This window comes from Ruegeria sp. AA3 (assembly GCF_056542905.1).
Map to the genome: position 1 here is coordinate 1 of NZ_JBQGAQ010000006.1, position 20,350 is coordinate 20,350.

Sequence of the window (20,350 nt, forward strand, 5' to 3'; positions counted from 1 at the left end):
TGCCTCGGTCCCATCATTGCTAAGTCCTCCACTCTCAAAACGAGTGAATCAGCGCCAGACCAACCAATCAACCGACTTTTTCAACACTATCCGGACATTCCCGACCTTCGTTGCTCTCAGACCAACGGCAGCTCTCGAGGGGCACAGCAAATATGATTGATTGTGAGCGCCAACACCCCTTCAGCCGAAAAGCGAGAGCGGCCTCCGCTTAGAAAGACCGGTTACGCCCGATATCAGGACAGCGACTTGACGAGGAGAACCCAGTTTTCTGTTTCGGTCGCCCAGCCGTCTTTTACGCATGGGGCTTTGTCCAACTCAGTGTATCCCTTTCGCTCGTATAAACGTCTGGCTCCCACGTTTTCATCGGCGACAATAACACTCATAGTGTTGTGTCCAGCGTCGCGGGCTATCTCGTCGGCGACTTCAAGTAATTTTGAACCAAGTCCCTGACCACGGGTCTCTGGGTAGCAAGCCAGAACATTGACATACCAACTGTCCAACGCTTTGTTTTCCAGCTCCTGCAAGGGACGGAACAAGGCTGGGAAGTCATCTCCAATTTCTTCTGGTTCAGGTCCGATCCCATAGCCTGTAAGACCGGCAACCGCCCCGTTGCCAAAGTCAACTACGACCACTTGCCCCTCTCGTGCCTTTTCAGCCTGTCGCGCGCGACCGACCGCCCAGGCATCCTCGCCATCTTGTGCCAACCCAGTCCAGACATGGAGCGGCAGGCCTTCGCCTGCAAAGTTCACCAAGTCCGCAAGTGCATGGGCATCAGCTTCAACGGCTAGTCGCAAAGGCTTTTCAAGTGGTATCACTTCTCTCACTCCAACGAGTTTAAAGTTTCATAGACATCTCATGCCAAGTCATTCCTCCATGGTCGGAAGTCGATGGCTGTAAATAACTGTATCCAAACCCCTCGTAGAGTGGGATGTGATGCTCTTTGCACATGAGGTGGATTGTCGACTTACCCATCCTTTTCATGCGCTCCACGAATTCGACCATCATTGACCGTGACAGACCCTTGCCCTGATGCGCGGGATCAACAACAACGGACATTATTACGACGTTTGGTGCGTCGGGGTCATGTCCGACAAGCTCCTTAAATTCCTCATCAGACATTTCAACTTCATGGGCACATCCGCAATTTATAAAGCCAACAATCTCGCCTTTTTCCTCAAGAACGAGGAAACCATCGGGATAGACCCCGATCCTCCTGAAAATCTTTTCGAAGGTTGCTGCTTCGTCGCCTTCATAGGCAGCAGTTTCGATCTCAAAGCACCGAGCTGCGTCGGAAGGTTTGGCGTTTCGGAATTCGTTCATGCATTTACACTATGAACGATAGGTCAAGTTGTATAGCCGCCGTCGGTTTTGCTCGCACCATTGTTCAATCTGCGCTCGGCGCAGACTTTCTCTGCACATACCCCTCGCGGCAGCATTGCGGACAATGTTGCCCTAGGCGCGAACACATGCTTTTCATTACACAACGACGCCGCGCACCCTTGACCGTAATCACTTGCACATTTAGTCAAGTTTGATCTGCCCGCTGGGACGACCCGGCCAAGCAAGGGCGTTTTTTCAGGACGACCTGGCAAATTAGAGGTCGAACATGACAACTAAAACCAAACAAGCCAGGAAACTGATCGAGGGTAGACCTGCCCTAATCGTAATCGACATTCAAAAGAGCACGTTTATTGATGACAGCGAAGTACGCTCCATCGACAACATGCCGGGCTACAAAGAACGCATGATCGCTGCGCGTGATTTGGTTGATGCCGCACATGATTACAATGTTCCAGTCATTTTCATCCAAGAAGTCCATCGTCCCGATAGGATAGACTTCGGCCGTGAACTGGATGGTGACGAAGACATACACTGTCTCGAAGGTGATCCAAGAACGGAAGTTGCAAAAGATGAGATGGGATATCGCGAAGGTGACTACATCGTACCGAAGCGACGGTATTCTGCATTTTTTGGCACCGATTTCGAAATCCTGCTGCGCGGTTTAAAAGTAGACACACTTTTATTGTGCGGCGGTTTGACGGATGTTTGTGTGCACTGCACATTTGTCGATGGCCACCAATCAGACTACTTCTGCCGCGTTGTAGAGGACTGCGTTGGCGGGTCATCTGTCCAAGCCCATGAAGCTGCTCTCAAAGCAATGGAATATCTACAAACTGGCGCTGTTCAGAGCCGAGAAGTAGTAATCAGTGCGATTACGTCGCTCTAAGTTGCAATCGAAACGTTTGTGCCCGTTGGGGTGCACAGTTTTTTGGGTGCGAAAACGGGCAGAGGTTTTTGTCGCTTGATCGCCTTGGACTTGCCCATTTGATGCAGAAGGTATCGACACTTTCAGTACAAACCTTTGAGTTTGCGACTAAAGCCCTTGAAAACCTCTATTGCATCGCAATCCAGCCGTCAGCGCGAATAGGCTCCAAGGGTGTCAGGGCGCTTGTGAGCAGCACGGTCTATTTCAGCTTGTCGGATACCTGGCGCAATCGAAGCAACGACAGCCTCGGTAATCTGGTCCTGAAGCTCAAAAACATCATCGAGCTTGCCATCGTATCGATCCGCCCAAACATGAGACCCGGTTTCCGCATCAATCAGCTGACCCGTGACACGCAACCGGTCACCAGCGCCGCGAACGGACCCTTCCAATATATAGCGGACACCAAGCTCTCGGCCGATACGACGCACATCAACCGAAAGCCCTTTGTAAGAAAAAGAGGAGTTTCGGGCGACCACGAATATCCAGGGCACTCTGGACAAGCTGGTGATTATATCTTCGGCTATACCTTCTGCAAAGTAATCCTGTTCAGCGTCAGGCGACAGATTGTCAAATGCCAATACGGCCACCGAAGGCTTGTCTGGGCGAGATTGAATTATCGGGGATTCAGTAGCAAATGCTGTTTGTACCGAGTAAGCAGTTACAGGGCGTGTGATATTCTTCAGATATTGCGGCCCCAATTCGGTGAACGATACATCCACCTTACCCACAAGGTCTTCGTAAACCCGACCTGAAACGATGATCCCTCCGGGAGGAGCAAGACTTTCCAGCCGGGCCGCGATGTTGACGCCGTCACCAAGAACATCACCGTCGTCATCAAAAACATCGCCCGCGTGAATTCCCATACGGAATTGCATTTCCGGACTTTGCCCGCGCGCCCCGTTCCGCTCAGCCATCTGACGTTGCATCGTTTCCGCACATGCCAGCGCATCTACAACCGAGGAAAACTCTGCAAGAAAACCGTCACCGGTTCTTTTGAATAGGCGTCCGCCATTCAGGCCGACATGCGGCTCCAGCGCCCTAAAGTGGCCCCTATATGTGTGCAATGCGGCTTCCTCGTTAGCACTGACAAGCGCGCTATAGCCAACAACATCAGCCACGAGTATGGCAGCCAAGTACCGCTCCAAACAAAATCCTCCCGCGTATCCATTGTGAAGGAGTGTCAAAGGGATATTAGGGGTTTCGCGCATAAATCGCGATCAATATTCAATGAACATCAGTGACCGAATAACGACACGCAAGCTTTTTGCTTTTGGGTAAATTAGGCAGAAGCGGACCTCGAAAAACCGAACTTTGTAATTTCGACTTTACACCGCAGCACAGGCACTGGAGCAAGGTGCCGCGTATGACTGCCTTGAGGGCAAAACGAGCTTCTAGCCGCGAATGCAAGGTTTTCGCTTGGCACTTTGAAAGGCCTTCCTACTCGGGTGCCATCAAAATTCTAGGTTCAGCGCCGCATGCTTGCTATCGTTTCATTAAGGGTCCATTGGCGGAAATCAGAATGACGATACGGGCGTCTTCAAGGAAGGCATTCGAGTACAGAACACGTCTCACCGACAATCGGATTTGGGACATGTTCGCGCTGCGCCAAGGAGATGTGATTGTTGCAACACCGCCAAAGTGCGGAACAACATGGACGCAAGCCCTTGTGCTGTCGCTCTTGTTTGAAAAGCCAGGTATGGACAAGGTCATGGATGACCTGTCGGTTTGGCTCGACCCTGCGTTTCGAGATCAACTCCCCATAGCTCGAATGTTCGAAGCTCAAAGCCACAGAAGATGCATCAAGACCCATACGCCTTTTGACGGCATTCCTTTCGATCCAGATTGCACCTACATCGCGGTGTTCAGACACCCAATCGACGCACATTTTTCGATGCGCCGACATGTGGCAAACCTGAAGTAAGACCTGATCCAAGACAGGTTCCCGGATGAGCCGACAGCTTCATTCGCCCTTTTTCTTGGTGAGACCGTTCGAGAGGAGATGGCCGATGGGATCACCCTTGAGGCCATCGTTCATCACTTCAAGTCCTTCAAGTCAAACATCCAACATCCCAACATACACATTTTCCATTACGCCGATATGCGGCGCGATTTGCTCTCTCATACTAGAAAGCTCGCTTCCGTACTTGGTTTGAAAATTGGCGATGAAATGCTGGCCGCAATTGCGGAAAGTATGCAGTTCGAGAACATGCAAGCCAATGCACGCGCGAGTGCTAAGGAAGAAACACAACGGTCCACAACCTTTAAAGACCCGTCAGCCTTCTTCGATAGCGCAAGCAGTCGCAAGTGGGAGGGCAAGCTTTCAGACGAAGACCTTCTTGCGTTTCACAAACGTCTTGCAGAGTTGCTTCCGGAAGCCGACGCGCGATGGCTTCAGTCTGGCGGAGAGCTTCCTGCTTAGGACCTCACTTTCTTAGTAAAGATTGCCGCTTCGGGACCATCTCGGCCATCTGAGACTTTTTGCCGGATGACCCGTAACCACGATGAGCGGTCATTCATACCCGCGAACGCGGCCAGGGTTTGCCCTAACCAACAACAGCCGTTCGCCGCGGTTTCGCCAGATGACTCAAATGTGGACGAAGCGGACCTTGCAAAGTTTGGTGGTCGAGACCGACTTTGGGCATGGTTTATGGTAAGATCCATGCAAGTGCTGCGAGGGAGAGTACCATGATCGACGCTGAACAGCGATTGTTAGACCACAACATCATTTTACCTGCGCCGCTAAAATTGCCTGTTGGTATGGTGTTGCCATTTCCGTGGATTAACGTTCGGGGCGACCGGGCGTTCGTATCTGGTCATGGACCACAAGAAATAGACGGTACTCCGGCCGCGCCATTTGGAGCAGTCGGAGAAAATGTGTCTGTGGAAGAGGGCTACGCCTCAGCACGCAAAGTCGGGCTTTCTATTCTCGGCAGTCTAAAGCGCGAACTTGGCAGTCTAAACCGAATAACGGGGTGGTGCCGAGTTCATGGGATGATAAATTGCAAATCTGGCTTCAGCGATACGCCTGCGGTTCTCAACGGTTTCACGGATTTGATCATTGACGTCTTTGGAGAAGAGATTGGCCGCCATTCACGTACGGCGGTCGGGGTGGCAGGCCTACCAATCAACTTCCCAATTGAAATCGAAGCTGAGGTTATTGTCTCAACGGCCTAGAATACACGTGAATCCGGAACGACGTACCGGTCAAAAAGGAGCAGGAATGTCGCTGCACCGGGCAGAAGTACTGTATGGAAGAAGGCATTTTGGTGAGCCAGAAAGGAGACTTCATGATCAAGTTTATGCCTAAGTTTCTGATTGTAACGGCGCTCTGTACGATCCAATACTCTCAAGTAGCACTCGCGCAAAGTCACACTCACGACGCTGAAGTCACGCCATACGCCGGACTGCAATCCAGGACCATCAAAAGCTTATCTGACACCGATTTAGAAGAGCTGCGGCGCGGCGGAGGTTGGGGTTTTGCTTTACCAGCGGAGCTGAATGGCAAACCAGGCCCTGCACACTTGCTCGAATTGAAAGATGAACTTGGACTCTCGAAGGATCAGCTGAGAAAAATTGAGGCGATCCATTCTGAAATGCGCGTACAGGCAGTCGTCGCAGGCGAGCGGTTTATTGAGGCCGAGGCGGCGTTAAGTGAAGCGTTTGCCGGTGACCAGCTTGAATTGGCCGAGCTAAACAAACTTGTTGAAGCGGCCGAAACTGCCAGGGCCGAGTTGCGACTGGTTCATCTGTCCCGGCACCTGCAAACAACACCACTGTTGAGCGCAGATCAAATCCAACAGTACAGCATTCTAAGAGGGTATGCGAACGACCCGTGCTCCAATGTGCCCGAAGGCCACGACCCAGCCATGTGGAAAAAACACAACGATTGCAGCTGAATCCTTTTGAAATCAGCGCAAACTAATGTTGGACATGGAGCTGAAAAATCTGATTGCCCTTCATCCATTCTCTCAGCTGTGTCGAGCAAACACACTCGTCGTCCCATCCAGACCAACGAGCAAGGTTTCATAAGGTTCTCGTTCGTCTGAAAAATCCATGCCGGGTGAACCCATCGGCATGCCTGGAACTGTTAGGCCGAGGCCTTCAGGATGTTCGGACAAAAGTCGATTTATGTCTTCTGCCGGGACATGACCTTCGACAAAATAGCCCCCAACAAATGCAGTGTGGCAACTGGAAAGCTCATCTGAGATTTTCATTTGTTCTTTAAGCGACCACAGCTGCTCCTGCCCTATGTCTAGCGTATCGGTACGAAATCCTGCGGAAATCAGGTGATCTACCCACGCGGCACAACAGCCGCAGGTTGGAGTCTTGTAGACTTTGATGAGTGGGGCTTCTTGTCCGACGGAAGGAGTAGCCAACACTGCTGCTGTGCCCGCTAATAGAAATTCGCGTCGTTTCATTGGTCTCTTCTCCGCTTCCTCATGGGACTACAAAGATATTGTGCCAAGGCCAAACTTTTCAATGTTACCGGACTGAGCATCAAACGGGCAGTTTCGATACAAGATCTGAATCTCAATCCAAATAACACTGGTTGCCAAACGTTTTGTGAGTTGCATCGCGTATGGCTCAAGTTCACTCGAGCGTTCGGCAATGGACCTCGCGATCAACGTCGTGGTGAGGTCCATAGCAACCTTCTAAGCCGTGGCCATGCCAATTGCCTTGGTGGTGCCTGCCCGTGCACCCTGACAATGCAATCACTATGACCAAGAATGCCGCTCTTCGCGGGTGCTTGATCCAACAGTTCTGTTCCATGTGCAAACCAACCTAGTAGCAATCCGGCTACCTTTGCTTTGACGCAGGTCAACACCCCAATGCGGCAGGTTCCAAATAGCGGCAGTTAGTCTATCGTGAACAGCTCCTGTCTTTCAGCAACACTGCGCAATCTGTATTGCCCCAGGGAAACAAGACTTGGAATGGAGCCCACCAAGTCGCCCGCCACCTTATCGGAAACCACAATGTTCTGATCAAGCGCGCTGCACATGCCTAAAATGCGCGAAGTTGTATTTACCGCTGGGCCGACCACTGTGAAATCCAAGCGAGACCTACCGCCAATATTGCCGTAAAGAACATCGCCTGCGTGCAACGAAAGAGTGAAGCCGGTCGTTGGCAAACCATCAGCTTGCCGTCGTTGGTTGAGCTCCTCAAAGGTATTTCGCAACTCCGCGGCCGCGTGAATTGCGACGCGGCGAGCGTCCGGAACTTGATTGATATCGAAGATGGCAAGCATTCCATCTCCCATGAATTTCAGAACGTTACCGCCATTGCGTTCGACTACGTCAACAGCTTCGGCGAAGTAGTCGTTCAGCAATTCTATGATTGAGTCCCCCGGAAGCGCCTCTGACAATTTGGTAAATCCTTGCAGGTCAAAATACCAAATCACCGCTGAAATAGTTTCCGATGAACCTCGGGTGATGTCCCCGGAAAGAACGCGCCTACTGGCGTCTTTGCTCAGATATGCGGCTGTAATATCTTCAGCCATCAATCGGTTCGCCCCACATTTCAGCGTCAGGCAAAGTGGAGATATCAGTTGACGCAAACCATCAAGTTGCTCGCTTGTGAAGCCCCCGCTCGCGTCGGTTGTCAACGAGATTATAGCACCTTCATAGGCCTGCATTGGATCGACTGGCGTAGTATTGCCCTGAATAAGGAAAAACCGTTTAACAGCGAAGTAGTCAGTTGCACCGCGCTCGCGAAGTTCGTCGAAGATCGGAAAGTTGAGCGCGGGTTCTTCGACTGTCAGATCTTGTCTGATCTCTTCAACGTTGTTTGCCAAAAGATAGTAAATTGGGCTTAGAACGTATTCCTCAGGTGCATCCGTTCTTCGGACAAAGTTCTCTCGCTCATGACCGCCATCCCTGTGCCAGCGAAAAGCGACAGTCCCAATCTCGGGATGATGAGCGCGAACAGTGATGTTTGCTCTTTGAAGCGGAATTCCTGCCGAAACAAGACGGTTGCAGAATGCTTCAAGCCAGAGCTCCACAGGCGCATTCTCTAAGCCCTGTTGAACCAGCCAATCTGCTATGTCCTGGATGGCGGCGGTCAGTTCCCAGTTTTGGACTAAAGGAGCTGCCTTGATGTCCTCTTAATGAGCTATCTGAACAGTTGGCTCGTAGTCTAATTCACTTCAAGGACACATCAAATTCAATTCTCCCACTGCACTTGCAGCCCTAAGGTATATGCTGATCTTGTGGCGTATTGCACGCGCGACACCTAGGCGATGGTTGCAATTCATCGGGAATTGCTGGCGATGTGAGGTGTGCTGCGTACCAAAATACGTTTTTTGCGACTCAGCTCTGCTGGGTCTCTGTGTGATTTGTCGGCGTTAAGGCAACCGCAATTCTCGATCTTGCCACTCCAACCGATACAAGACGTGGTGACCGCGTAGACCTTTCAGGAGTCTGGGTTCTATTTCAGAAAATGAGAAATCGGTTCGTCCTCCGACCATGGCGCGAGTCGCATCTGAAACGAGTATCTCGCCTGCCGCACCAACGGTCGTTATGCGTGACGCTTTGTTGACCACAGTACCGAAAAAATCTCCACGAGATTGCACGACATCACCAGTGTGAATTCCAATCCGGACACCGAAAGACGGCTCCTCGGAAGCCGATGCAATAGCCTTCTGAATCTTGACAGCAGCCGTTAGCGCTTCCTTCGCGGACGGAAAGACGGACAACGTTCCGTCTCCAAGGGATTTCACGAACTGGCCATGATACTTTTCAATGATCGCCGCCAAGACTTGGAAGTGGTTTTCGATCAGCACCGACCAACGCTGATCGCCCAACGCCTCCGCCAACGTTGTGCTGCCCTCCACATCAGTGAAAAGTACTGAAGCCAAACCTTCGGTTTGGATCAGCTCGGGTCCATCTTCGCGCGCAGCATCAACCAGTTTTTGGATGGCCAGCTGCTCTTTACCCACGAGTTCAATATTTGGAGTTGGCACTGAAGCGTGGCGATTGATGATCTTCCAGGCTGCTCCCTCCAGGACAAAAATCAGAACGGTGCGGTAAAAGACGGCTTCATCAAAGCCGACACTAGATGTAGGTGCGCTCATAACGCTGCATTGCTGTCATTCAATTCATTCAGGAAATTCGGCTGTGTTCGCCCATAATTATGCGCAGTATTTGCGCATAATCTTGCACGATTTGCCCATAAATTTGCGCGGTTCGAAAAACGCTCTCAACTGATGGCAGCTGTCGCGCACCCTCTTCAGCTTTTAAAGGCTATCTCTCAATCATAGGTGCATTCTGGGCAGCAAAATTCAACCCCTATCTGAAGGGCGAAGCCCGTCAGCGCTTGTGGTAAATAGCGGAACTGGAATCCAGTTTCTGAAGCCCAAATTCAGCGGAAGGCCGTGACGTGCATTCATTCGATTTAGCCGAACGAGCCAAAAGCCGTCGTTTTCCTCGACAACGATTTTATGGCCGAATTACGGATTTGAATTGTGTTTTGCCGATGCCTGCTCAAGTTCTCGTGCGCGGTCAGGCAATCCACCCAAAAGCATATCCCGCGGCGAGAGACCCCAAAATGGCAAGCAAAAGATAGAGCAAGAATGGCTTCAGTTTGAGAACCGGGGCGATGGCCATTGCGCCCCAGATACTGACCACACCACCTGAAACCAAAAAGGCCATGGCGGCACCTTCAGACATGCCGTTGTCAATCAGTCCGCGCGTTAGAGGGAGTGCAGCGTAGCCATCGATATAGGCTGGGGCGCCAACAAATACCGCAGCGGGTATGGCCCACCATTGATCCTCGCCTACGTAAGCCGCAAGCATTCCTGGGGTCAGAGCAGCATTCAACGCGTATTCGGCCGCAAAGGCAGGGATTAGGCAGATTGAGATAAGTCGTGCCGTCGCCCAGAATTGTTTGCTGAATGAATGCCGACGCGCTTGAGTTCTCCAAACCCATGGCTCGAAGGTTTGGTCATTGCCACATCGCGCAGCGCTCAATTGGCGTGACAGACCATTGTTGCGAAGCGCATTCAATGCCCAAGGTGCTTTGGCAAACAAGCTAGTAACCGCCCCTCCGAACACACCCAATCCGAATGCTGCGAACGTTTTGCCAATTGCAAAGCTCAATCCCAAAGTGGCAGCCGTCGTTGCGAGCATTGCAGGGTCTGTGATCGGGGATGACAGCCAAAACGCCATAATCGGGGCAAGCGGCACGCCAGCAGCCAACAACCCTGCCATCAATGGCAGTACGGTGACACCACAAACTGGCGTAATGGCCCCGATCAAAGATGCGGCCACAACAGTCCGAAGAGTCTTGCCTTCGAACACGCCTGCAATGTGGGTGTCTGCTCCACTGGCGATAATCCAGGCCGCCAGAACGATGCCCGGGATAACTATCGGGGCAACGACAACGAGGCCCCAGAGAACAAATCTGGTGGCGTCCGCAATGTGTTCCGGCCAGACGAAACTGATGCTGATCAGCAGCAATAGGCACACGCCCCAGACCATGTAGGCCTTACCTGATTGCCGGCGGACAATTGTCTGATCGGTCATAGGATACTCCTTTGATCTTGAAAAATAGGAGATGAAAAGACATGTGTGAAACGAATAGTTTCAATCACTGATATTGGTGTTTCGAATGGAAAATCTGGATAGCGATTTGTTGCGCACCTTTGTTGCTGTTGCCGAAGCAGGCAGCGTCACGGATGGCGCCGCACGCATCTATAGGTCCCAATCCGCCACGAGCCTTCAAATCAAACGCCTCGAATCCATCCTCGGCCAACCCGTATTTGAGCGGCACGGGCGCGGAGTTACCCTAAGTGATGCGGGTCATCGGCTATTGCCTGTTGCTCAGGACGTGACCAACCGCCTCGACGTGGCATTGCGGGACATTTCCCAAACTGCCGTGACCGGAAAACTGCGCGTGGGCATTCCCGATGATCATGGCCGAGCTAAGCTGGCGCAGATTATCGCCGCGTTTACGCGTCACCATCCACAAGTCGAACTGGAGGTAACCTGCGCTATCAGTGCGAGGTTTCCCGAAGCGCTCGACAAAGGATCTCTGGACCTCGCAATCTATGAGGTGGAACGCCTAGGGAAACATGAGGAACTGTTGTACGAAGATCCAACATGCTGGGTCTCATCCGCGCATCGGGATTTCCGCGCAGAAAAAGTTCTGCCCGTTGCCTTGTTCGATCACGCCTGCTGGTGGCGCGATGCGGCAATCGCTTCTCTGGAGCGCCGTTCGAAACCATATCGCGTCATCTATTCAAGCCAAAGTGTTTCTGGCGTAATCGCGGCAGTAGAAGCTGGGATCGCGGCTGGTCTGCTGGGGCGTTCTTCACTTCATGCCAATCTGTCGATAGTGGGCGAGACGCTTGGCTTCAGCAGAACGCCCGCCTCGAAGCTAGTGATGGCGGCATCCGGTTCAAAGGAAACCGGGCCATTGGATGCCATGAAAACAGCTATCCGCTCTGCATTTCCAACTAAAATCTAAAAGACGTGCCTTTTGGCCAGCCGAGCGACCCACAAGCTCTTCTAAGTCTCACCGTGGCAAAACCAAATTTCATTGGAATTGATGGTGCGTCAGTTTTCCAGACTTTCAAACCAATCAAGCGCTATGGAGCTCCATCCTTTTGGGTAACCGTGCCCTCCATCGTGCAGAATGATTTCGAGACTACCGTATTCACAGTTCCAGCGTTTGCGCCACAGACCCTCGGTCATTTCGTGATGTGCAGCATTGGGTGGGCATTTGTTTTCTTGCCGCCACATCGACAGGCCTTGCCAGATATCTGCTTGCGTGATGGTAACGTCAAACTCCTCGCTGTGTATTGCGCGACCTTCAAGCGGAACAACTTTGTCGGCAAACCCGTGGGTATGAAGCAAGTGTACCGGCTTTAGACAATCTTCGGTCGCCGGGAGCCAGAAACCACCGGACGCCGGCGCGTAACCAAGAGCCAAATCCGGTGCATGACAAGCAACTTCCCAGGCCATTGACCCGCCTCTGGAAAACCCTGTCAGCAACACCCGGCCCACATTCACGTTTGCATGAAGGGCAGCGTCAGCCAAAACTTCGCGGAGAAACCTTGCGTCAGAGCGGGGGTAGGTGTTCCAACCGTCTCGAACAGACCAGTCGGTGGGTTTACCATCCAACCAAGGGAGCGCGGTCGGCGCGATAAATGCATATCCTCGCTTGGTAAATTCTTCAACAAACGCCGTGTTCCCTACAATTTTCTCACCTGTACCCCCATAACCGTGCAGGTGCATCACAGCAGGTCCACCCTGCCAATCGTCCGGAAGGACGATATGATATTCTCCAGTTTCAATTTTGCACGACTTTGTTTTGTCACCACAATCAAGGGCGATTGCCTGCCCTGAACTCACGAGTAAAACAAAAACGGCCATTACTTTGTTGTGCATAATGTCCCCCTCGGGGATTCATGTTAGCACACTTCAACACAGAATTTCCCGAGAGAGCTTACTCGGGCAGCCCCACCGCGCGAAGCCCATCCAGGATTGCGTCCCACCGTGTGGGATCCTGAAAATGGAAACTGCGCACGCCGCTAATCCGGAAGTCCGGATCTGATGCCAAAAGGGCCTCCCGCGCCCTTACTCCTTGATCAGGTAAACCAGCCTGACCAGCCGCGCTGGCAAGATATAATTGTGCGACCGGCAGCCCCGGCGAATTTTGTAGCGCTCGGTTGGCGTTGGCGATGGCATTCTCGAAGTCGCCCATAACCAGATAAGTCTGGGCCAACGCTTGTGGGACACGGTGATATATCCGGTTCTTGGCAAGAGAAAACGAGCCCTTTTTGATGGACTTCAGCGCTAACTCTGGTTGGCCCATCAGGTTCTGGATCCAGCCCAGTACCATATGCCCCTGGGCAAACTGCGGACTGATTTCGAACCCGCGTTCAACACACCGCACCGCCGCATCCAAATCGCCGGTAATACCGTAGTGAAAAATTCCCCGGATCAGGTGCACGTAATCGCTTTGGTCATTCAACGAAACCGCCTTGCTCAGCCCTGCGTCGGCGGCTTCGATATCCTCCGGGCGTATCGGACGGTAACCCCATACCAATTCGCCAATCAACGTGTTCGCCTTCATCCCAACGGCCATGAAATTGCGTGGCTGGACCGTCAGGATCCTGTCCAACAGACGACCTGCCGCCTCCCATTCTTCGGGCTGCGATCCCATCATGTAGTGCCCCGCAAGATTCAGCATTGCCTCGGGGTCGTTTGTCTCTGTTTCCGCTGCGCGCTCAGCAATTCGTTGCAGAATTCCGTATCGTATCGTTGTCGCGATTTCCCCTGACAACAGATCTTCTGCCACGAAAGGGTTGGAAATGTCACCGTTCATCCGCTGGGTCAGATAGGTTGCTGACGTGCTCGTTTCGCGCAGCTTGAGGGTGGCGCGGACCTGATTGCCGGACGCCTGAAACACCGCCGTCGCTATATGATCCGGGTCCGCATCGAGAGCGATCAGATCCACCCCCGTAAGATTGGCAAGCGCCGCCTCTACCGTGTGATTGCAGGCCTCTGCCAGCATCTTGGCATCGTCATTATTGCCCAGAGCTTCGAATGCGGCGATGGCTATCGTTGGTTTCCTGGATGTACCACCGATGGGTGGTGTGCTGACACTGTTCTGCGCACCATCTTGGTCGGGGGGCCAGACAAAGGCGCGGATCGGACGCGAGATGTTTTTCAGTGTCAATTCACCGACATCCCCAAACAGCTCGTCCATTACGCCAACGATCTGGTCACGGACGGCAGCGGAGATGCAGATCCCGCCCGTCGGGGCAGCGCCTTCTAAGCGAGCCGCAAGATTCACACCATCGCCATAGATATCACCGTCATCAACAACCACATCGCCTATGTGAAGGCCCATGCGGTAACTGATCTGCCGATCCTGAGGCACGGATTCTTCCTCTGCGCGAACCGCTTCTTGCGCCGCTATTGCAAACCGTACCGCTTCCACTACGCTTGAAAACTCGGCCAGAAATCCGTCGCCCGTTGACTTGATGATCTTACCACCTGCCTGCGCAACACCGGGATCAAACACGGACACGCGCAGTTCTTTCTGACGCGCCAGCGTGGCTTCCTCGGCGGCTTCCACAAGCCGCGAAAAGCCTACAATGTCGGCAGCCAAGATCGAAGTGAGTTTGCGTTTCACCCTTGGGCTCGCGTATTCAAGGATATCCAACCGGTTTTGTCCGGTTCGGGCACAGCGACCCCATCCCCTCCAAACGATGTCGGAACCGTCTGCCATTTCGGCAGGCCATCGGCCATGTCGAAAACACGTTCGCCATAGAAGAGGTGAAAGGTCGGCTCAAAGCGCAACCCGGATTCGACCAGCGACATAGCGTAGACCGCGACGATGTCCTTTCCGGGTTTGATATTCACCAATGCACCCCCGCATTTACCGCAGGAAACACGATGGCTTTCATCATTCTTGTCCGATTGAACCGTCGGTCCTGACAGCAAGACATTGTCTGCCGACCAGAGACACCATGCATTGACCGGCGCCGAATGCCATTTTCTACAAGAGTGGCAATGACAATAAGCCATGACCATCGGCTTACCGGCCGTAGAAACACTACATGCGCCGCAATAGCAACTTCCTTGGTAGGTTTCAGAATCATCACTCATTTTCCATCTACCCCCAATCGAACAAAGGCTGTTAACGCAAGTTTTCCGCCACGCCTTCTTCTCCAATGCACTGCCAGTTATACATTCCAATTGCCGGGTCCCAAAGTGGCTTATTTACCTCTGAAACTGCGCTATCGAAGGTGCCGGAGGTGCTTCCAACTTCGCGCACCTTATCGCGTTGCGGATGCCTAAAGATGCAACGCAATCGCGAGATCGTGGAGCAAAACTTACAAAATCCTAAGACCCGGCTCGCCATTTCAGGCGCTCGCCACGCCAATGCATTCAAAAGACTGCGTTGGTCAGAAGGTCAAAGGATAACGGCATCCAAGGACTTTGGATGTTCCGTTATTGCCTCCCAACCATCTTTGGTGATTATGAAACTGTCGCCGACCTGCGCACGAAATGTATCGACTGACACTGAACCATCAACAGCGAAAACCATCCCTGGCTGCAATACTGTCGTATCACCGGTGACCAATTGTGGCTTCTCCAAAAAGCTATAACCGGTCGCGCGGCCACACCGGAACAGGTATTCAAACCCCGCCCCCTGGATAACCTCGGCATAGGCGGCATGCACACTTTCGGCGGTCACACCTGGGCGCAGCTCTGCCAGTGCGGCGGCCTGACTTGCTACAGCAACCTCATAGATATGCTCTTGTTGTTTATCCACCATCTCACCGATCCAAAAGGTGCGGTCAAAGCCAAGTTTGAAGCGGTGAAAATTGGTCATACCGCAAAAGCACAAAAACACCGGTTCGCCCCGTTTCATGATCCGGGTTGAGGCGCGATGATGGGTTTTGGTGATGGTATCGCCCGACGCCATTATTTGCAGAAAATGAGTGTTGGGCGACATATCCGCGTCATCGTAATGCGCCACTAAAAGCTCCGCGGCCTTTCGTGTTCCGGCCCGGGACGTGGCAAGCGCAACTTCGAACTCCGGCACTCCGTCTGCAATGGCGTTGCGTCCGGCGTCCATCATAGCGCTTGCAACTTGCCCGGCATGCCGGGCCAATTGAAGTTCCTGGGCGGATTTTATCATTCGCATTTCAGCCAATATCGGTGTGGCGCTGACCAGATTTTCCCCCGGGACCAACGTATCCAGATATGTCCGCACAACAGGCGGTATATGATCAGGCTCAATCCCGACGCGCTTTGCAGTCTTGACTGCTTTGGGTAACTCCAGCCGCCACTCTTCACCCATACCGTCATTCCAGGCCGCGATACGATCAACGTGCGCCGCTGAAAGTGCCGTATTCAGGTCTATTGTCGGCGTGATCAGCAGGCTTTCGCCAGACCTGTGCACAACCAGAATGGTTGGGCGTCCGAACTCCATATGGAGGTAGTCATAATAGCCTGTCAGATAATAAACGTTGTCATCATCGGTTATGAGAGCAACGTCGATTCCGGCTTCTTGCCAATGAGTGCGAAAGCTTTTCATCCTCGAGGCAAACATCGTCAGTCTCCATCCTGAAGGTATCAGTTGAGCTTCTCAAATTGAGTTGCGTGATCGAGACCGTAGAACACGTTTGGTCCACGGTCTATCAAAGCAAAATCAAGCACCTGTCTTGACGCTTCGCCTGCATTTTATCGGAATTACTTCTCTGATCACTGATTTTCCCGTTAAAGCCTATCATCAAGCTTCACGCATACGGTGATACGCCGCCGTAAGTAAAATAGCAGCGCTATCTGCGGCCTACCTCCAAAGCCATTTCCCTCAGGTGTCGCATATCCGTACCGCAGCAACCGCCAAACACCCTGATAGACGGGTTTTCCCGCAGGACATCCGCAATTTCTTGGCCGAGCTGCGCGGGATCTCCTTCATCCAAGGTATCGGCCTCATCCAGTTCTGCGTGCGAACAACTTGATGCATTGGCAACAACACCTTTGAGCCTTGGATGCGCGTTGAGCGCGTCGGCAAAGTGCGTCGGGTGTGCGCAGTTGACCATGTGGAACAGAGCTGCGCCGTCTGTTTCTGCTTCGATCTGGTCTATGGCATCAACAAGTTTTGTGCCGTCAGCCAAACAGCCATCGGTTTCGACGACCAATGACAAAATGATGGGTAAACCAATATCTCTTGCAGCCAGAACACAGCCAGCAGCCTCGCTTAGGCGGTTGAACGTGTACGCGGTCACCAGATCAACACTGGTTTCTTTCAGAACAGCGAGTTGCACACTGTGGTAACTGCGCGCCTGTTCAACTGTCATGGGTGGGATGTCAGCGTAAGGATCGTATCTTGGGCCAACGCAGGCGGAAACCAAAACGTCATCCCGGCCAGAAGCATTGCGCACCTCCTCCATCAGTGCGACACCATCCTTGTTTACCTCACGAAGACGTTCAGCATCGTAGCCCAAAGGTGCAGCACGGTCGGCATTGGCCATCCATGTCGGTGCGTCGAGAATGCACCCAACACCCATATCGCCGGCCAATTGCACGAGCGCTTGCATTTGTCCGGCCAGAACAGCCCGGGTGTCAGGCTTCTCCAGCAAGGGAAACGACGCAAAACCCGGAAGCTCGATACCGTGATTAAAAATCAGGTCCGTACCTGTACCTGCATAAACCAAAAATTTCTTGTCACCCTCGCCTAGAAGTCTCCGCGCCATTTTGCACCCCTCGAACACCGGCATTACTCCGCATCCACAATAACAATGATCAGATCTTCTGCAAAACTGAGGTGTTTACTTGTCCGTTCGGACGCTTTCTGCATTTGCGGTATCAGCTAGGCATATCTAGGCGCGAACCACCGGAGATTCTGAACAAGCGTGGCTGTACCGTTCTAACCTTGCTAGGTGGAGGGTTGCTTCCGTCATTTCGGCACACGTTTAGTTAGAAGGTTCCCGGAACTACGCGGTGAATTTCGAAGTGTAGCACACTCCGTCTTGACATGGCGATACGATCTGGTTCAGCTTCGGCTCATGACGTACACACGCATCCACTGCCATCGAATATCGGCCTGAGGTCGATAACCCACGCAAAATCCGTGGGAGGCAGCATTGGTATGCGGGCGAGGCTTATATCCTTGTAATTGCTCCAGATTAGAGTGCACGAGTCGGTTCGATTCCGACGCCTCCTACCATCCTCAGGAGGTGTCCGACATGGCGGACGAAGTTACGAACGCAATTGATTTCAACGACATCAAGCAATCGGTTGAGGAGAGCATCGGACGCACACCCGAAGGCTGGTCCGGCTTGGCCACGAAGCTCTTCAAAGAGGTTAAGGAATACTGCGATCTGATGGGTGCCACCTACCCCTTTGTCCTCCAGATCAAGGAGAAGCTGGGAGAGCTCCGCATCTTCCACAGGTGTGATGATCGACACATCCAGTCGATGATCACCGCCACGATTGCACGAGCAAATCGTACCTGTGAGCGATGCTCAAACGCTGCCGAGACCCAGCTGTTGGACGGCTGGTACACGACCCTGTGTTGTTGGTGCGCGCATGATGTCGCGAGCAAGCGCCATCCGAAACGGCACCGGCTGTTTGGCGTTCGAAAGAAGCCCATTCGAGATCAACTGACGTGCTCGATCTGTGGATATTTCGGTCAGATCGACCGATCTGTTAACCGCGGACGCTGTCCTGCATGTGTGACGAAAGGGTGGTGAGTGATGCTCAAAATCGTTGTCTACGCAAACGAAAGAGAGATCGCCCGGGCCCATGTCGGGAACCTCAGCGATGACATCGATGGTCTCTGCGACTACGAAGTGCGCGTGAACGAACGAGAGTCTGAGCAGCTCGGTATCAAAGAGAAAGCAGTAAGCTTCGATATCTCGCAGCATAATCGCCAGCAGACGGTGTGGACACTCGTTGAGAAGATCGCCGCCATATGGCTGGAGAAGACCGGTGCGCGCGAGCCCCGCACTAAGGCTGACGACGTGACACGCGCATTCCTGAAGCTGAAGAAGGCCAAATTTCTCGCCGGACAAGCATCGCTGTCTGATCCGATTGGCGCAGAGGAGTTCGACGCGCTCGCTGTTGACGTCGAGATTGATCCACTGACCAGGGCGCTTTTGGCACTGCAAGAGGCAAGGATCGCACTTGGCCGGGCAAAACTATCTGATCCGATTTCCGCAGATGAAATCAGAGCGCGCAAGGTACATGAAAGTAGTGACAACGAATTGCTGTCGCGGATTCAGACGAGCATTCGCGAATTGGATGAGTGCATCGCTAGTGAAGTGAATGGCGAGGACGAGCATACAGATCCAGCCATAGAAGCTTTCCTTGAGCTTTTGGAAAAGGACATCGCAGCAGGCAATGTTGCTGGAGACCTAGCCGGGCACATTGCAGCGCACAAACGTCGATTGGGTGAAGATGATGACCAGGACAATTGAGCCAAATTTCACAGATACCGAAGATCTTCGATTCCTGAAGACGACATTTGCGGTTCACGACAGTGAAAGTAGTGTTGTGGCCCCAATCTCAACCGCCGATTTCGAACGTATCGAAGATTTGACGGACGAAGAAAACAGGCGTGTTGTTCATGAGAAAGCTGACGCGCTGGCGCAGCTGAAGGATGAGTGATGAACCAGGTTGTAGATTGGAATGACATCCAAGCAAGCGTTCTAAAGGCACTTGGAGAGCATCGTGTAGGCTGGGGTGACCAACTCGCAATAGTGCTGGAGGATGTAAAGCGCAGTGTTTCACAACATCCCGATGTCTTTGGGGGTGAGTTGCCGGTGATCGTACAGATCAAGCAAAAACTTGGCGGATTGCGCGTCTACACACGAAAATGCAATCGAAATATCCTCGATGAGCTGGATACGCGTGTCGACGAGATTGAGAAGACGTGTGAGCGGTGCGGAAATTCTGCCGGAATCCAATGCATCCAGGGCTATCTCACGACGCTTTGTTGCTGGTGTTACAACCGCTACCTCGAAGATCGATTTGAAGGCGCTGAGATGAGATGGCCAACTGATCTTGAGCTCAACGTGGCGGATCGTTTCCCGGACCTGGTTAGCGCTGATACTGCCTCACTATGGCCAAGCATTGGGCCGGGTCGTCTCGTCCTGCTGGGAAGGTTTCTTGCGCAGGCGGAGCATCTGGTTCGAGAGAACCGTGAGACACCGATTCAAGTGCAGATCTCGGATGTGACGACGGGCTCAGACGGTTCAATCCAGATCAATTTCCGTCGGTATGATCAATGCCTGCATCTCCCGCTCAAGCGTCTCGTACTGGACAGTAAGCGCACATGTGCACGATGTGGCCATGTGGGAGATATTGTACGGAAGAAGCACAAGGCAACTGCCCTGTGCGCACACGGGTTGTTGAAACGTGGTGCGACGCTACTACCGATGCCCAAAGAATGCAGCGGCAGGATATTTTTGCGTCATGATCTGCAACGTGTCACCGATCGCCAAATACCTGATGCAAAAGCTGCGATGGAAATGTTCAGCAACTGGGCGAAGATCGAAGGGGTCGGAGATTTCAGACCCCAATGAAACGTTGCTTCCGTAGGTGTGTGCAAAACTGAAAACTT

At 52.7% G+C, this 20,350-nt stretch carries 20 protein-coding genes, 1 tRNA gene and 1 pseudogene; 10 read left to right on the forward strand and 12 right to left on the reverse strand.

What is annotated here, in order from left to right; all coding sequences use genetic code 11:
- Positions 1-233 precede the first annotated feature (233 nt).
- A complete protein-coding gene (locus ACR0JR_RS11705; RefSeq protein ID WP_480456281.1) occupies positions 234-815 on the reverse strand; it encodes an N-acetyltransferase family protein in 582 nt (193 codons plus the stop codon).
- A gap of 19 nt (positions 816-834) precedes the next feature.
- A complete protein-coding gene (locus ACR0JR_RS11710) occupies positions 835-1,320 on the reverse strand; it encodes a GNAT family N-acetyltransferase (RefSeq protein ID WP_480456282.1) in 486 nt (161 codons plus the stop codon).
- Between the two features lie 286 nt (positions 1,321-1,606).
- Here ACR0JR_RS11710 and ACR0JR_RS11715 point away from each other — a divergent pair, with 286 nt between their 5' ends.
- Positions 1,607-2,227: a cysteine hydrolase family protein gene (locus ACR0JR_RS11715; RefSeq protein ID WP_480456284.1), complete on the forward strand. Its 621-nt coding sequence runs from the start codon at positions 1,607-1,609 to the stop codon at positions 2,225-2,227.
- A gap of 188 nt (positions 2,228-2,415) precedes the next feature.
- On the opposite strand, the gene ACR0JR_RS11720 is transcribed toward ACR0JR_RS11715, so the two are convergent.
- The gene (locus ACR0JR_RS11720; protein WP_480456285.1) at positions 2,416-3,399 is read right to left on the reverse strand and encodes an adenylate/guanylate cyclase domain-containing protein; all 984 of its coding nucleotides are present in this window, start codon (positions 3,397-3,399) and stop codon (positions 2,416-2,418) included.
- Between the two features lie 458 nt (positions 3,400-3,857).
- Between ACR0JR_RS11720 and ACR0JR_RS11725 the strand changes: the two are divergent.
- The 3 genes and pseudogenes from ACR0JR_RS11725 (at position 3,858) to ACR0JR_RS11735 (ending at position 6,162) form a co-directional block, all read left to right on the forward strand.
- Positions 3,858-4,685, forward strand: a pseudogene (locus tag ACR0JR_RS11725) (sulfotransferase domain-containing protein).
- A gap of 266 nt (positions 4,686-4,951) precedes the next feature.
- Complete coding sequence (locus ACR0JR_RS11730; protein ID WP_480456286.1) at positions 4,952-5,440, forward strand: RidA family protein; 489 nt, start codon at positions 4,952-4,954, stop codon at positions 5,438-5,440.
- Positions 5,441-5,514: 74 nt separating this feature from the next.
- Complete coding sequence (locus ACR0JR_RS11735) at positions 5,515-6,162, forward strand: Spy/CpxP family protein refolding chaperone (protein WP_480456287.1); 648 nt, start codon at positions 5,515-5,517, stop codon at positions 6,160-6,162.
- Positions 6,163-6,234: 72 nt separating this feature from the next.
- On the opposite strand, the gene ACR0JR_RS11740 is transcribed toward ACR0JR_RS11735, so the two are convergent.
- From ACR0JR_RS11740 to ACR0JR_RS11755, 4 genes are all read right to left on the reverse strand, one after another.
- Positions 6,235-6,684: a DUF411 domain-containing protein gene (locus ACR0JR_RS11740; protein ID WP_480456288.1), complete on the reverse strand. Its 450-nt coding sequence runs from the start codon at positions 6,682-6,684 to the stop codon at positions 6,235-6,237.
- Positions 6,685-7,121: 437 nt separating this feature from the next.
- Positions 7,122-7,763 carry an adenylate/guanylate cyclase domain-containing protein gene (locus ACR0JR_RS11745; protein WP_480456289.1) on the reverse strand — a complete coding sequence of 214 codons (642 nt, stop codon included), beginning with the start codon at positions 7,761-7,763 and terminating at the stop codon, positions 7,122-7,124.
- Between the two features lie 843 nt (positions 7,764-8,606).
- On the reverse strand, positions 8,607-9,335 hold the full coding sequence (locus ACR0JR_RS11750) for an adenylate/guanylate cyclase domain-containing protein (RefSeq protein WP_480456290.1): 729 nt from the start codon (positions 9,333-9,335) through the stop codon (positions 8,607-8,609).
- A gap of 427 nt (positions 9,336-9,762) precedes the next feature.
- Entirely contained in the window at positions 9,763-10,785 is a 1,023-nt protein-coding gene (locus ACR0JR_RS11755; RefSeq protein WP_170782196.1) for a permease, read from the reverse strand.
- 85 nt (positions 10,786-10,870) lie between these two features.
- Here ACR0JR_RS11755 and ACR0JR_RS11760 point away from each other — a divergent pair, with 85 nt between their 5' ends.
- Positions 10,871-11,728: a LysR substrate-binding domain-containing protein gene (locus ACR0JR_RS11760; RefSeq protein WP_480456291.1), complete on the forward strand. Its 858-nt coding sequence runs from the start codon at positions 10,871-10,873 to the stop codon at positions 11,726-11,728.
- Between the two features lie 89 nt (positions 11,729-11,817).
- On the opposite strand, the gene ACR0JR_RS11765 is transcribed toward ACR0JR_RS11760, so the two are convergent.
- From ACR0JR_RS11765 to ACR0JR_RS11785, 5 genes are all read right to left on the reverse strand, one after another.
- Complete coding sequence (locus ACR0JR_RS11765) at positions 11,818-12,651, reverse strand: CE1 family esterase (protein ID WP_170399888.1); 834 nt, start codon at positions 12,649-12,651, stop codon at positions 11,818-11,820.
- 58 nt (positions 12,652-12,709) lie between these two features.
- Positions 12,710-14,404: an adenylate/guanylate cyclase domain-containing protein gene (locus ACR0JR_RS11770; protein WP_170399886.1), complete on the reverse strand. Its 1,695-nt coding sequence runs from the start codon at positions 14,402-14,404 to the stop codon at positions 12,710-12,712.
- Positions 14,401-14,880, reverse strand: coding sequence for a GFA family protein (locus ACR0JR_RS11775; protein WP_480456292.1), 480 nt, complete (start codon positions 14,878-14,880; stop codon positions 14,401-14,403). The genes ACR0JR_RS11770 and ACR0JR_RS11775 overlap by 4 nt, the downstream gene beginning before the upstream one ends.
- A gap of 307 nt (positions 14,881-15,187) precedes the next feature.
- Entirely contained in the window at positions 15,188-16,333 is a 1,146-nt protein-coding gene (locus ACR0JR_RS11780) for a M24 family metallopeptidase (protein ID WP_480456293.1), read from the reverse strand.
- Positions 16,334-16,562: 229 nt separating this feature from the next.
- The gene (locus ACR0JR_RS11785) at positions 16,563-17,480 is read right to left on the reverse strand and encodes a homocysteine S-methyltransferase family protein (RefSeq protein ID WP_254442433.1); all 918 of its coding nucleotides are present in this window, start codon (positions 17,478-17,480) and stop codon (positions 16,563-16,565) included.
- A 379-nt stretch (positions 17,481-17,859) separates the two neighbouring features.
- On the opposite strand from ACR0JR_RS11785, the gene ACR0JR_RS11790 reads away from it, so the two are divergent.
- From ACR0JR_RS11790 to ACR0JR_RS11810, 5 genes are all read left to right on the forward strand, one after another.
- A tRNA-OTHER gene (locus ACR0JR_RS11790) sits at positions 17,860-17,953 on the forward strand.
- Between the two features lie 19 nt (positions 17,954-17,972).
- Complete coding sequence (locus tag ACR0JR_RS11795) at positions 17,973-18,479, forward strand: hypothetical protein (RefSeq protein ID WP_480456294.1); 507 nt, start codon at positions 17,973-17,975, stop codon at positions 18,477-18,479.
- 3 nt (positions 18,480-18,482) lie between these two features.
- Positions 18,483-19,205 carry a hypothetical protein gene (locus ACR0JR_RS11800; protein ID WP_480456295.1) on the forward strand — a complete coding sequence of 241 codons (723 nt, stop codon included), beginning with the start codon at positions 18,483-18,485 and terminating at the stop codon, positions 19,203-19,205.
- Positions 19,186-19,395 carry a hypothetical protein gene (locus tag ACR0JR_RS11805; RefSeq protein ID WP_480456296.1) on the forward strand — a complete coding sequence of 70 codons (210 nt, stop codon included), beginning with the start codon at positions 19,186-19,188 and terminating at the stop codon, positions 19,393-19,395. The genes ACR0JR_RS11800 and ACR0JR_RS11805 overlap by 20 nt, the downstream gene beginning before the upstream one ends.
- Positions 19,395-20,312: a hypothetical protein gene (locus tag ACR0JR_RS11810; RefSeq protein ID WP_480456297.1), complete on the forward strand. Its 918-nt coding sequence runs from the start codon at positions 19,395-19,397 to the stop codon at positions 20,310-20,312. The genes ACR0JR_RS11805 and ACR0JR_RS11810 overlap by 1 nt, the downstream gene beginning before the upstream one ends.
- Positions 20,313-20,350 lie beyond the last annotated feature (38 nt).